Origin of the sequence: Kangiella taiwanensis, assembly GCF_020005165.1 — a bacterium.
Classification (GTDB): Bacteria; Pseudomonadota; Gammaproteobacteria; order Enterobacterales; family Kangiellaceae; genus Kangiella; species Kangiella taiwanensis.
This window is the reverse complement of the sequence record NZ_JAHCLT010000001.1, coordinates 709,978-722,935: the sequence shown is the minus strand read 5'-3', so window position 1 is coordinate 722,935 and position 12,958 is coordinate 709,978. Positions and strand designations below refer to the sequence as shown.

The window sequence follows — 12,958 nt, the reverse complement described above, 5'->3', positions numbered from 1 at the left end:
TACTATAGTTTTCCATCGTACTCGATGGTTTTAATTCGTCGCTGGAAACTTAAATTCAATGCTTCAAGCCTTTCTGGCGTACCGATATCGTGCCAGCGCCCATTAAACAATTCTCCAGTCACTTCAGCCTCTACCATCAACTCTTTCAACACTGGCGCTAAAGGATAAGCTTCGTCTCCCGGCAAATCCTCAAAAACCTCAGGACGATAAACACCAACCCCTGAGAATGTGTATTTACTATCACCTTCTGCGATCACTAGCCCGTCATCCCTTAAATGAAAATCACCTTCAGGATTATGGTCAGGATTTGGCACCATCACGATATGAGCTAACTTTGATGGCTGTTTCAGCAAACCTTTATAGCTAAAATCCGTCCAAACATCGCCGTTGACCACAATAAAAGGTTCGCCATCAAAAAATTCCAAGGCTTTACGAATACCGCCCGCTGTTTCTAGCGCTTTAGGCTCATGCGAAAAGGTCAGCTCAACACCCCAGTAAGCGCCATCACCTAAGTACTCTGGAATTTGGTCACCCAGCCAAGAGGTATTGATCAAGATGTCTTTAATACCAGCCTCTTTGAGCGCCTCTATATGCCACTCGATCAAGGCCTTGCCATCCACCTTTAACAATGGCTTAGGATGTCTGTCGGTCAGTGGACGCATTCGCTCGCCGCGGCCTGCCGCTAAAATCATGGCTTTCACAGGGTGACGCCTTGCTTTTGCTCAAAAGCCGGAATGACTTTCTGTTTGAGCCAGTGATAAAACTCAGACATTTCAGGGTATTTTTCTGCTTGCTGAAGCACATAAGTGAGGGTTAAAGGGATATCTTTCAAGTAATCAGCCTTACCGTCACGATAGTTTAAGCGACAAAAAATACCCGCCACTTTGATATGGCGTTGTAAGCCCATCCAGTCAAACCATTGAATAAACTGCTCTTTTTCTAGAACCGCTGGAGACTTTTCTAAATAATAATCGACCCATGAATCAACCTGCTCAGGCGACCACTGGATATAGCAATCACGTAACAAGGATAATAAATCATAAGTTAACGGTCCTCTCACAGCATCCTGGAAATCAATAATACCAGGCTCGTCAGTGCCATTGCAGTCCATAATGTTTCTAGAGTGATAGTCTCGATGAACAAAGACTTGAGGCTGTGTTTGGGCACTTTTGATCAAGTGATCAAATGTCGTGTCTAATAAACGGTGTTCGACTGAATTAAGCTCCATCTCTAAATGCTTTTGCAAAAACCAGTCGCGGAACAACTCCATCTCTGCTCGTAATAATGTCTGATCATAATCGGGCAAATCACTTGCCGTAATTTCCTGCATGCTTTCTAAGCTATCAATTGCACGGCGGTATAGGTTATCAACCAATTCAAAATCACTGTTTTTCTGTGCTTTTTGCAATAGAGGCAAATACAGCTGATCCCCGAGGTCACTCAGCAACATAAAACCCTGCTCAAAATCTTTCGCTAATACCCGAGGTGCATTGACCTCTTCTAACATATTGGCTACTTTGACAAACTGCTGGCTATTCTCGTGTTCTGGTGGCGCGTCAACCGCTATCCAACTATCGCCACCGTTTTGCGTCCACCTAAAATAGCGGCGGAAACTAGCGTCTCCAGAGACAATGTCCCATCGCAAGTCTGAATCAGAGACCTCATGATGAGTATCTAACTGCTCAATTTGATGTCGTGACCACTCTTTTAGCGCTAACTGTCGGCTATCTTTTGTCATTATTAATTTTCAATCTGTGTCGTAAGCGTTTATCATTAGGACTTTATAACTGATCACAGTTACAAATCGTAAGCCCTTGAATCAACGGGCTGTTTATTTTGTGACCAACCCATAGAAAAACACGAAAAGTACATGGTAAGCAACAAAGTCCGTTGGGTAAAATCTTTTTTAGCATCCGCAATCAGTACTTCGCTGATGGGCATTGCGATGCCAACTTTAGCTGCGCAGCCTCAAGGCGTAGAAGCGTCAGAAGACATTCAGCAAGATGTTGATTCTCAGCAAGCAACGTCTTCCAATGACTCCGTAGAACTTTATCAGTTCCCTGAGTTTAAAACCTGTCCCAGCGAGAACGTTGAGCCTATTCGCTATCAGGCTGACCTAAGCGATCCAAATGAGCCCATCAAGATATATTCTGACACGGCCTCTCGCGAAGGCGACATGGCCTACCTTACGGGGAATGTCCAAGTATCTCAAGATCAGCAACAATTAACCGCTGATCGCCTAACGGCTAACAATCGCGATAAATCTTATCGCGCGGAAGGTGACTTACTGTTTACCAACCAAAACTTCGTGGTAGGCGCAGAAAGCCTAGATTACTTTTCTTTGGAAGGCTCCACAAAAATACAAGACACCCGCTACCACCTCTACAGCAATAATGCTAACGGTGAGGCAGAGGTCATTCGAGTTGACAATAAGCAAGTATTAACGCTCTCGAACACGGATTTCTCAACCTGTCCTGAAGACCAGAAAAGCTGGGTCTTCGAGTCCGAAGAAATTGTTATCGATAGAGCCAGTGGGTGGGGCGAAGCATACAATAGCGTCGTCAAAGTCGCCGATATCCCTGTATTTTACTTGCCCTACATTACGTTCCCTGTTGATGATCGCCGTAAGACTGGATTGCTCCCGCCATCGTTTAGTAATTCCAATCGAAATGGTCGTGATGTCAGTATCCCGTATTACTTTAATTTAGCGCCCAATTATGACTTAACATTAACGCCTCGTTACATGACATCACGCGGTGCGATGTTAGGTAGCGAATTCCGCTATCTTACTCATCAGAATAGTGGTGAGCTGTTCTTTGAATACTTACCCAACGACAAAGCGGCGACCGAGACCAACCCCGAGAACTTGCCCGAAGAGCGTTGGCAATATGATGTAAATCACTTCACACAGCTCAGCGAGCACTGGACAACCGGTATCGCCGCTCGCCAAGTCAGTGATGACGGTTTTTTCCAAGACTTTGGTGGTAGTATTCAAGACAGTAACCAAGACATCTTAGGTCAGAACCTTTACGTACAGTATCTAACTAATGAATGGTTGATGCGCACTGAGTATCAGGACTGGCAGCTACTCAACAGTCCTGTCGAGCGCTACACCATCGCGCCAAAAGTTCAATTAACTCGTTATTTTGAACCTAATGAGAATGATTTTGAAGCCAAAATCCACACTGAACTCACGCGGTTTGATAAAGATAATGCGGTTACGGCCGATCGCTATCATGTTGAACCGTCAATCGGCTGGAGCCATGAAACTCTGTATAGTTTTTTCCGCCCTGAGCTTAGTTTTGCTTACACTCAGTATGAGCAAACGGATATTGCAGGTGTTGACCAAACGATAGATCGCAGTTTACCAACGCTTTCGATTGACACAGGGCTATTTTTCGAGCGTACACTGAACTTTGATGACGGCGATATGACCCAAACACTTGAGCCACGAGTGTTTTACCTGTTCACCCCATACGAAGATCAGCAAAATATTGGGATTTATGACACCAGTCTGCCAACCTTTAACTTCACCCAACTGTTCAGTCGCAACCGTTTTAGCGGTATAGACCGTATTGGCGACGCCAACCAAGTAAGCGGTGCGATTACCAGCCGTTTTCTTGATGAAGAAGGCCGTGAGAAAGCTTCTGTCTCCATTGGCCGAACCGTGTATTTGAAAGACCGCAAAGTCACATTATTAGACATGCCCGTCGAAACCAACAAGCAATCAGGCTTATTGGCCGAGGTAAATTGGCGCTGGACAGACAATATTGAAGTTAAATCCGCTATCGAGTGGGACGATCAAACCAATGAAACCACTCATGGCTTGGTTAACCTTCACTATGAGCCCAAAACCAACCACATCATCAATTTAGGTCACCGCTATCGCAAGACCCCTGCTCGTACGCAAGAAGAAGCCGAGCTTGCATTTGCTTGGCCAATGTCCCAAGATTGGCGTCTTCTCGGTCGCTATAACCAAGATCTTACGGAAAATCGAACTAACGATGCGTTCCTTGGTCTAGAGTATGAGTCCTGTTGTTGGGCCGTTCGAGTAGTCGCAAGACGCTACATTAATATTCAGCTGGATAGTCAAGGTGGTTTGGTTCCTAACCAACCAGATGAGCACAGCTCAGGCGTCTATATCCAGTTTGTGCTCAAAGGCGTGGGAAGCTTACGTGGCAGCACCACTGAATTCTTAGAAGAAAGTATTTACGGATACGAAGATTTATTAGGCAAATAGTATGACATTGAAACATTTGATTTCGGCTTGTTTGTTAGTCGCCTCGGTTGCACTAACAGCTCAAACAGCACACAGTGCAGAAACGATCGATAAAGTCATTGCACATGTTGATCAAGATGTGATCTTACAAAGTGAGCTTGATCGCAAAATCCTTCAAGCAAAAGATCAAATCCAAGCTCGTGGTGGTCAGCTGCCCCCAGATAGCGTGTTAAAGAAAGAGCTACTTGAGCAGCTGATTATTCAAAGCCTACAGTATCAGATGGCAAGTCGTGCTGGTATGCAGGTGCAACCTGCAGAACTGCAACAGTTCGCCAACCGCGTAGCGCAACAGAACAATATGTCACTTGAAGAGTTTCGTTTAGAAATACAAACCAAAGGCATGGCTTGGGAGTTATTCCTCAACGATTTACGCAAAGAAATTGTTACCTCACGCTTTCGTGATGCTTATGTAGCCCGTCGTATAAAAATTAGCGAAAAAGAAATCGACTCTCTTGTGAAAGCAATGAACGCCAAAAGCCAAGTTGAATATCAATTAGGCCACATCTTAGTTGCGGTTGACGAAGGCGCTAGCGATTCAGAGGTCGAAACAGCAAAGTCAAAAGCACTAGATATAGCCAATCAGCTAAAACAAGGCGCTGATTTCGCTGAGATGGCGCAAAAACACTCAGACGGCTCTGAAGCAGCATCTGGAGGCGACTTTGGTTGGAATACGGAACAAAGCCTTCCTGAACTATTTAGAACTCCAGTGTATTACCTAGAGAGAGGAAAAGTCTCAACACCGATTCGAAGCCCTGCTGGATTCCATATTTTAAAGCTTTACGACAAGCGTGGTGATCTTGAGCATGTGGTGCAACAAACTAAATCTCGCCACATATTGGTGAGACCGGATGCTATCACCACGGAACAAGACGCTATTGAGTTACTCAACCACATCCGCGAAGAAGTCTTGGCAGGAAAAGCTGAGTTTGGCAATTTGGCCAAAAAACATTCCGATGATCCAGGGTCTGCCAACCTAGGCGGTGAGCTGGGTTGGAATAATGTTGGTGCCTTTGATCCTGCTTTTGAAGACACTTTGAGTAGCTTGGAAGTTAACGAAATCAGTCAGCCTTTCCAAAGTAGCTTTGGTTGGCATATTGTTCAGCTGACTGGTAAGCGTCAAGATGACCAATCAGAAGACATGAAGCGCCAACAAGCAGCTAAAATTTTGCGTCAGCGTAAGTTCTCGGAAGAAGTCGAGAACTGGATTCGAGAAATTCGTGACGAAGCTTATGTTAAGAAGGTCGTAGAAGAAGAAGCCTAGTCGCACTGACCTAAAGGCTCTTAGGAAAAGGTATGGGCATTGCTAGAATATTGATCACGGCGGGAGAGCCCGCCGGCATTGGCCCAGAGATACTCGTCAAAATGGCGCAGCATGCCTGCAACGACCAGCTTATCGTTTGCGCCGATCCATCCGTTCTAAAACAAGCAGCACAAATCGCTGGCCTTCCGTTAACTCTCAACGAATTTAAGAGTGAGCATGAAGCGCAAGCGCATCGCCCTGGTCACTTGTGGGTTATTCCGCAGAGGGTTTCAGAACCTGTAATATTTGGTGAACTCAATGTTGCGAATGCAGAGTACGTCCTAAACACGCTGAAAGTCGCCAATGATTTAGCCCAACACGGTGAAGTCGATGCCATATTAACCGGCCCAGTCCACAAAGGCATTATTAATGATTCTGGTTTGACATTCTCAGGGCACACTGAATTTTTTGCTGAGAGGAGTGGCTGCAAGAAAGTGGTAATGATGTTGGCTACAGACGGCCTTCGCGTGACATTAGCGACCACTCACTTACCTCTGCGCAAGGTTCCTGACGCCATTACTAAAGAGCTACTCGAAGACGTCATTACCATTATTGATGCAGAACTTCGCAGTAAATTCGCTATCAATCATCCAAAAATCTTAGTCTGTGGCTTGAACCCTCATGCTGGTGAAAATGATCACCTAGGCACTGAAGAGTCGCAGATAATCACCCCGACCTTGGCGTCGCTACAGCAAAAACTCAACGCCACCTTAATCGGCCCTCTGCCCGCTGACACCGCTTTCCAGCCCAATAAAATACAGGGTGTTGATACAGTTCTAGCCATGTACCATGACCAAGGTCTTCCAACCCTTAAATACAAGGGCTTTGGCAAAGCAGTGAATGTAACGCTGGGACTGCCTTATATCCGCACGTCAGTGGATCACGGTACAGGGCTTGATATTGCAGGAAACAATATTGCTGATATCGGAAGCATGCAATATACGCTACAATTCACCCAAGACTTAATTCGCCGCAAGCAACAGCCTTAACATAATTATGGCAAACTCAAAAATTGTTCAGGGTCACCAAGCCAGAAAACGCTTTGGCCAAAACTTTTTATCGGACAATCACTATATCTCTCGCATTGTTGACGCTATTGCACCACAAGCCAGCGATCACATTGTCGAAATTGGGCCGGGATTGGGCGCCATTACCGAACACTTGGTGTCTGCCGCAGGTAAGCTAGAAGTCGTTGAGCTGGATAGAGACTTGATCCCACGGTTAGAATCAAAATTCTCAGAGTCTACAAATTTTACCATCCATCAAAGCGATGCCTTAAAATTCAATTTTGCAGAACTTCAAACTTCAGATCAAAAGCTTAGAATTGTCGGTAACCTCCCTTACAACATTTCTACGCCATTAATTTTCCATCTGCTCGATCAACGGCATGCCATACACGACATGTACTTCATGCTACAAAAAGAAGTTGTTGAGCGGTTGTGTGCCTCACCAAGCACAAAGCAATATGGTCGACTGAGCGTCATGACGCAATACTTCTGCCAATCAGCCATGCTATTTGTCGTGCCCCCGGGTGCCTTTTTGCCTGCGCCCAAAGTCGAATCAGCGATTGTTCGCTTGCAGCCCCATAACAGTATAACCAACCCTGTTAAAGACACTGATTTACTTGCGAAGATCGTGACAGCAGCTTTTAATCAGCGCCGAAAGACCATCCGTAATAGCCTTAAAGAATGGATGCAGCAAGAAGATTTTGAAGCGATTGGTATTCAGGCAACTGAACGTGCTGAACGTTTATCATTAGGGGATTTCATCTCGATCTGCCACTTCATAGAAGATAGCCAAAAATAAAAAAGTGTGGACTTCTTCACACTTTTTGCTTAATCTAAAGCTATTCAAGGACGAATGTTACAGAGGAGCGGGCTATGAGAATTGAGCAAGAAAGTCATCAAAAAAGCGTTTCTTTGAAGCTAGATGATCAAAGCGATGCTAGACGCTTTTTTAGAGTATCCATACACCTTCCGGTTGCCATCCGGCAACAAAATTCTGACGTTTTAATTTCTGAAAGTCTGGACATTTCTGAGGGCGGTATTCTGGTCAAAAATAACCAAGACACCAAACTCAAGAAAGGCGACACCGTCAAAGTTCACATCGAAGGTATTTTAGGCGAAGATCAGGAACAAATGGTGCTTCACCCTATGCGCGTGATACGAGTCGAAGACGATAAGATAGCACTAGAATTCGTTTGACGAATGTGTACAACTCAAAGTCATGAATGCCTTGGCTCAGATACAATGTATCTATGCCAACTACGTCACACTTATTTATAGCGACCTCAGCTATTCTGACCCCGTCTTCAAGACCACTTAGATTCCACCAAAAGCTGGCACTAGCTTAGTCAACTGCAACCAGCAAGAATTTAAGATAAGAGGGGTAGAAACAACAAGATACAAGAAATAACAACATTTAAGCGGCTTTTGGCCGCTTTTTTATTGCTCGTTTCTATGTTCGCTTTCTCGCTTGCCCTCACTGGTCAACCTTAAAGACTTGGGCTTTAAAGGCAAAAAAGGTTATTATAGCGCACTGATTCCACTGACTATTTAGCTCTTCCGCCATGCACAGTTATCAAAAACAGTTCATTGAACTGGCCTTATCCAAAAACGTCCTTAAATTCGGCGAATTCACGTTGAAAAGTGGACGAAAAAGCCCTTACTTCTTTAATACCGGACTATTTGATAGTGGAGCAGACCTAGCCCAACTAGGCCGTTGCTATGCTCAAACGATTGTGCAGCAGCAAGTGCCTTTTGATGTCATATTTGGCCCTGCTTACAAAGGCATTCCTTTAGTCAGTTGCACCACTATGGCGCTATCCGAACAGCATAATATTAATGCTCCATACAGCTTCAACCGAAAAGAAGCTAAAGATCATGGAGAAGGCGGCAACATTGTCGGTAGCCAACTTAAAGGCGACGTGCTTATTATTGATGATGTGATTAGTGCAGGTACTGCTATTAGGGAGTCCATTGATATTATTAAGCAAAACAATGCGAACCCCAAAGCTGTACTTATCGCTCTCGATAGACAAGAAAAAGGTACTGGAGAACTATCAGCTGTTCAAGAAGTTGAACAAGATTACGGAATTCCAGTATTTTCTATTATAAAGTTAACGGATCTGCTAAATTATTTAAAAGATCATCCGAAATTCAGTGACTTCTACCCAAAAGTTCTCGCCTATAGAGAAACATATGGAGTGGAATAAGTCCGAATTAGGTGAAAATCAATATTTCCATTGGAGCATTATGAGTCTGAAGCATTTACTTCTTATTCTTACGCTTGCGATCGCGGCGACCGCTGTTGATGCGAAAAATTTTTATCGCTTTAAGGATAGTAACGGGCGTCTAGTCGTGAAAGACTACCTACCTAACTCAGCCTTAAAGTCGGGTTATGACGTTATCAACGAGAGCGGCCGTCTGGTTGAGCGTGTTCCACCGGTAATGACAGATGAAGAAAAACAAGCCGAACGGCTACGCCAAGAAAAACTTGCTGAACAACAAGCCAAAGAGCGAAAAGCGCGCCTTCATGATCGCATGTTAATGCGCCAATATAGAACAATCGATGACATTAAGCGTACGGAAGAGAACCAAACAGCTTCTTTAGAGATTAACATTTCTATCCTTAACGGCCATAACAAGACACTGGAAAAAAAGTTAACGTCTCTTCAAGTTAGCGCTGCTGATTATGAGCGAAAAGGAAAAGCAGTTCCCAAGTCGGTCCTTAATCAAATAGATGCCACTAAAGAGCAGATTAACGAGAACAATGCTTCACTTGATCGTTATCAAGCTCAAGTGGAAGCGATAAGTGAGCAGTTTAAGAATGATTTAATTCGTTTTAAAGAATTACAGGCAATGCGAGTGGTTGAGCAATATACCCGCGATCAAACATCAATGCCGACAACGACTAAGATTGTGTGTGAGGACTCACGTTCTTGCGAGCGCTCATGGAAGCTGGCACAAATTTTTGCTCATGAGAATGCATCCAACAAGCTAGAAATTGTTACCGACAGCTTAATTATTTCAAGTAAGCCCAAAACAGACGATCAGCTTGGCTTATCCATTACCCGCATACCCGATAAAGAAGATTCGATGCAAATCGTTTTAGAGGTACAGTGTGCAAATAACGAAGCTGGAGAAAAGCTGTGCAAAAGCAGTACCATAGCAGAGCTTAAGCAAGAGTTTGTTCAATACATTTCGCAAAGTGAAGGCTAATCCCTAGCCTTCCTTAATCGTGGTACTAACTACGAGTCAACAGACGTAATTGACTGTAGTAATTGCCACTGGTTATCCCAGCTAGCTAATGGTGACTGTGTAAAGTCGGTACGAACGTACTGCTGAATACGCCCTTCAACCACCGCAACCAACAAGTTAGCACGACTCCCCACATCGGGCGTATATTTTCCCTTAGTTTCAACTTCATATTGCCTGAATAGCTGTTTTATTTGGGTTTCAATACGGTTAAATAATTGGCTTATGCGGCCTCGCAAACGTTCATGCTCACCTGATAAAGCCTCCCCCGTCAAAAGTCGACATATCCCTGGATTACGGCTGGCAAAAGTTAAGATCAGGCTAAGCGTTTGTTGACATTGAGTATCTAGCTCGGATTGCTCCTTGGCAATCAAATTCATGCGTGAAAATATGGCTTCTTCCGTAAACTCAATCAAACCTTCGAACATCCGGGCTTTACTTGGAAAGTGTCGGTATAACGCAGCTTCCGACACACCGACCTGTTTAGCCAGTTTTGCTGTTGTAATACGTTCCCCAGGATCTTTTTCAAGCATCAAAGCGAGTGCCTGCAAGATTTCATTCTTTCTCTTTGATGAATTTCTTGTTGTCATGTTTCTCTCAAATTGTTTTTAAGTAAATGTCTAAAAATTTAGTTTTATTTTAGGTGCGATTTTAAGTAATTGCTTTTTCAATGTGTCTTTAACCGCTTCCAGCGATACTTCATTATCCGCTTCAAATTTAACGACAATGCTTGGAGTTGTATTAGAGGCTCTCGCCAATAACCAGCGGTGCTTATAATCTACTCGCAATCCATCTATAGTACTCACCTCTCCATCCCCGAAGTCCCCTTTAGCGATCAGAGCCTTAATCAGCTTAAACTTCACTTTGTCCGGTACTGGCACATTGATTTCTTCCGACGATAACCCTTCCGGTAGTTCTTCAAAAGCCTCTGAAGAGGTTGCCTCTGCTTTCGCTAAAATTTCAAGTAAACGCGCAGCGGCATACAAAGCATCGTCGAAACCAAACCAACGTTCATTAAAGTATAAGTGGCCACTTCCTTCCCCGCCGAAGGGCGCTTCAGTTTCGCGCATTTTGGCTTTCATTAATGAGTGGCCAGTCTTCCACATTGTCGGCTTGCCGCCAGCTTGCGTAATGACATCTTTTAAGAAGCGAGTACACTTCACATCATAAATAATTTCCGCACCAGGATTTCTCGATAGTACATCTTGCGCAAACAGCATCATTAATCGATCAGCCCAAATGATTTTGCCTCGATTATCTATTACGCCTAAGCGGTCACCATCGCCATCAAAAGCTAAACCGATATCCGCTTTTTCTGACGTCACCATATCGATTAAAGCTTCCAAGTTTTCCGACGAATTAGGATCTGGATGGTGATTCGGGAAGCTACCATCAACTTCAGTGTACAACCCAATAACCTCACAACCTAAGGCTTGTAGCATCTTAGGTGCAAACTCACCAGTTACGCCATTACCACAATCAACAGCAACCTTCAGGGGTTTATCAAACTGAATGTCTGAGGTTAAACGCTCTAAATAGTTTTGCTCGACTGAAGACGTGCTAAGATTCCCCTTCCCGTTGAAGAACTCCTGTGTCTGTATACGCTTCAGCAAATCTTGGATATCTTTGCCATACAAAGTTTCACCAGCTAACACAACTTTCAATCCGTTATGCTCTGGTGGATTGTGGCTTCCAGTGATCATAACACCTGAGCGCGAACCTAACGTATGAGTCGCAAAGTAGACAAGTGGCGTCGGAACCATACCTAAATCAATAACGTCTCGCCCACTGGCCAGTAAGCCCTCCGTTAGCGCCTTATGCAACTCTGGACTCGATAAACGACCATCGCGACCGATAATAATGCTTTGCTCTCCTCGCGAATAGGCTTCACTACCAATAGCTTTACCGATTACATAAACCGTGTCGTAATCAAGGCTCTCACCCATAACACCTCGAATGTCATATTCTCTGAATATCTCCGGAGCAATCGCTTGTGATACAGCATCCTCATTCACATCTTTAGCAACCACATGCTGAGATTTAGGAGTGTCATCCTCAGTAGTCTCACTGGCCTCAGAAACGGTACTTTTATCGTTATTAATTAATGGGCGAGCGCGTCGCTTTCTAGGCTCGTCTTTGGGCTCACTCTCAAGCTCAATTTCATCATCATCCTCGTCCCTTTCATCTGTCTCAACACTACCACTGTCGCCAGAAGCTCGAGAGTACCCAGCGGCCAATTCATTAAAAAAGGCTAATTGGTATTTCCTACCACTGACAGAGTTATTTCTTACCCCTTTGATAAAGCGGCGTGCATCGTTACTGAATAGACGCTTCATGCTCAATAGCGGCATTAATCCCACTATGAGAAAAGCAATAACTGCCGCTATAAATAGCAATAAAGGTAACTGTCCTGCATCTGTCGAAAAAGCGCTGACGCGTTGCCATAACGCTAACGACCAGTTAGCTCCAAACTTTTCAGACTCAATTAATGGAGGGCCTTCCGCTGGTTCATTACCCACAAACGCGACAACATGAGATGTATTACTAAAATTCTGACGAAGCTCTAGTCGACTCTGATTATCTGTTTTACCCAGTAGCGCTTTTACTTGTGACAAACTGATGGTCGCTAGAATTAGTCGGTCATCCGCTAATTTCTGAGTGAACGCAATGTAGCTAGGTTGCCCGTTCTTAAGAATGAGTTCAGGGGGCGTGGGCTCATCATTAGCCGTTTTTCTCAGCAAATCAATCACAACATGCGTAATTGCAGGTTCAGCATCATTTGCAGGCTGCACTAGTGCATTTTCGAACACCACCACCTTATCCAGCTGAGGAACTTGTTTTTTGATTTTCTCAATGACTTCTTGATCATCTTCTGCAAACACAGATTGTCCCGCAAGATCTAAGGTCGCTTGTATTTGCTCAACCCGTTGCTCGATTAGGTTGGCACGTTCAGCTGTTCTTGAGGCTAATAACTGTTGCGCCTGCTTTTCTAGAGGGTCTTGAATCCCTAGATAATACAAACTGGCTGAAACCCCAACTAAAATCAGCAAACCAATAACCAAAGGTACGATAAAAAAGTTAGCTAAACTTTTACCTTTTGTCATCTAAGACTCCTCACACTCC

At 44.3% G+C, this 12,958-nt stretch carries 11 protein-coding genes; 7 read left to right on the top strand and 4 right to left on the bottom strand.

Features of this window, described 5'->3' with window-relative positions:
- Positions 1 to 2: 2 nt before the first annotated feature.
- Together murU and KFK88_RS03540 are read right to left on the bottom strand one after the other, a co-directional pair.
- On the bottom strand, positions 3 to 701 hold the full coding sequence (gene murU / locus KFK88_RS03545) for an N-acetylmuramate alpha-1-phosphate uridylyltransferase MurU (protein ID WP_223577277.1): 699 nt from the start codon (positions 699 to 701) through the stop codon (positions 3 to 5).
- Positions 698 to 1,738, bottom strand: coding sequence for an aminoglycoside phosphotransferase family protein (locus KFK88_RS03540; protein WP_223577276.1), 1,041 nt, complete (start codon positions 1,736 to 1,738; stop codon positions 698 to 700). Before KFK88_RS03540 ends, murU begins: the two co-directional genes overlap by 4 nt.
- 132 nt (positions 1,739 to 1,870) lie before the next feature.
- Here KFK88_RS03540 and lptD point away from each other — a divergent pair, with 132 nt between their 5' ends.
- From lptD to KFK88_RS03505, 7 genes are all read left to right on the top strand, one after another.
- Positions 1,871 to 4,240, top strand: a complete 2,370-nt coding sequence (gene lptD / locus KFK88_RS03535) for an LPS assembly protein LptD (protein ID WP_223577275.1) — start codon at positions 1,871 to 1,873, stop codon at positions 4,238 to 4,240.
- Position 4,241: 1 nt separating this feature from the next.
- Entirely contained in the window at positions 4,242 to 5,540 is a 1,299-nt protein-coding gene (locus KFK88_RS03530; RefSeq protein ID WP_223577274.1) for a peptidylprolyl isomerase, read from the top strand.
- Between the two features lie 32 nt (positions 5,541 to 5,572).
- Positions 5,573 to 6,568 (top strand): 4-hydroxythreonine-4-phosphate dehydrogenase PdxA, encoded by a 996-nt coding sequence (pdxA, locus tag KFK88_RS03525; RefSeq protein ID WP_223577273.1) that lies wholly within the window; start codon positions 5,573 to 5,575, stop codon positions 6,566 to 6,568.
- A 7-nt stretch (positions 6,569 to 6,575) separates the two neighbouring features.
- Complete coding sequence (gene rsmA, locus KFK88_RS03520; RefSeq protein ID WP_223577272.1) at positions 6,576 to 7,385, top strand: 16S rRNA (adenine(1518)-N(6)/adenine(1519)-N(6))-dimethyltransferase RsmA; 810 nt, start codon at positions 6,576 to 6,578, stop codon at positions 7,383 to 7,385.
- A 74-nt stretch (positions 7,386 to 7,459) separates the two neighbouring features.
- The gene (locus KFK88_RS03515; RefSeq protein ID WP_223577271.1) at positions 7,460 to 7,783 is read left to right on the top strand and encodes a PilZ domain-containing protein; all 324 of its coding nucleotides are present in this window, start codon (positions 7,460 to 7,462) and stop codon (positions 7,781 to 7,783) included.
- 365 nt (positions 7,784 to 8,148) lie between these two features.
- Positions 8,149 to 8,793, top strand: coding sequence for an orotate phosphoribosyltransferase (pyrE, locus tag KFK88_RS03510; RefSeq protein ID WP_223577270.1), 645 nt, complete (start codon positions 8,149 to 8,151; stop codon positions 8,791 to 8,793).
- A gap of 40 nt (positions 8,794 to 8,833) precedes the next feature.
- Positions 8,834 to 9,799 carry a hypothetical protein gene (locus KFK88_RS03505; RefSeq protein ID WP_223577269.1) on the top strand — a complete coding sequence of 322 codons (966 nt, stop codon included), beginning with the start codon at positions 8,834 to 8,836 and terminating at the stop codon, positions 9,797 to 9,799.
- Between the two features lie 29 nt (positions 9,800 to 9,828).
- Here the strand turns inward: KFK88_RS03505 and slmA are convergent, their stop codons facing one another.
- Positions 9,829 to 10,425 (bottom strand): nucleoid occlusion factor SlmA, encoded by a 597-nt coding sequence (gene slmA / locus KFK88_RS03500; RefSeq protein ID WP_223577268.1) that lies wholly within the window; start codon positions 10,423 to 10,425, stop codon positions 9,829 to 9,831.
- Positions 10,426 to 10,455: 30 nt separating this feature from the next.
- Positions 10,456 to 12,939 carry a phosphomannomutase/phosphoglucomutase gene (locus KFK88_RS03495; RefSeq protein WP_223577267.1) on the bottom strand — a complete coding sequence of 828 codons (2,484 nt, stop codon included), beginning with the start codon at positions 12,937 to 12,939 and terminating at the stop codon, positions 10,456 to 10,458.
- Positions 12,940 to 12,958: the final 19 nt, after the last annotated feature.

Excerpts from the sequence above, each read along its gene's own strand:
- pyrE (WP_223577270.1), top strand. The coding sequence starts at position 8,149 with ATGCACAGTTATCAAAAACAGTTCATTGAACTGGCCTTATCCAAAAAC.
- rsmA (WP_223577272.1), top strand. The coding sequence starts at position 6,576 with ATGGCAAACTCAAAAATTGTTCAGGGTCACCAAGCCAGAAAACGCTTT.
- slmA (WP_223577268.1), bottom strand. The coding sequence starts at position 10,425 with ATGACAACAAGAAATTCATCAAAGAGAAAGAATGAAATCTTGCAGGCA.
- KFK88_RS03505 (WP_223577269.1), top strand. The coding sequence starts at position 8,834 with ATGAGTCTGAAGCATTTACTTCTTATTCTTACGCTTGCGATCGCGGCG.
- KFK88_RS03495 (WP_223577267.1), bottom strand. The coding sequence starts at position 12,939 with ATGACAAAAGGTAAAAGTTTAGCTAACTTTTTTATCGTACCTTTGGTT.
- KFK88_RS03515 (WP_223577271.1), top strand. The coding sequence starts at position 7,460 with ATGAGAATTGAGCAAGAAAGTCATCAAAAAAGCGTTTCTTTGAAGCTA.
- lptD (WP_223577275.1), top strand. The coding sequence starts at position 1,871 with ATGGTAAGCAACAAAGTCCGTTGGGTAAAATCTTTTTTAGCATCCGCA.
- pdxA (WP_223577273.1), top strand. The coding sequence starts at position 5,573 with ATGGGCATTGCTAGAATATTGATCACGGCGGGAGAGCCCGCCGGCATT.
- KFK88_RS03530 (WP_223577274.1), top strand. The coding sequence starts at position 4,242 with ATGACATTGAAACATTTGATTTCGGCTTGTTTGTTAGTCGCCTCGGTT.
- KFK88_RS03540 (WP_223577276.1), bottom strand. The coding sequence starts at position 1,738 with ATGACAAAAGATAGCCGACAGTTAGCGCTAAAAGAGTGGTCACGACAT.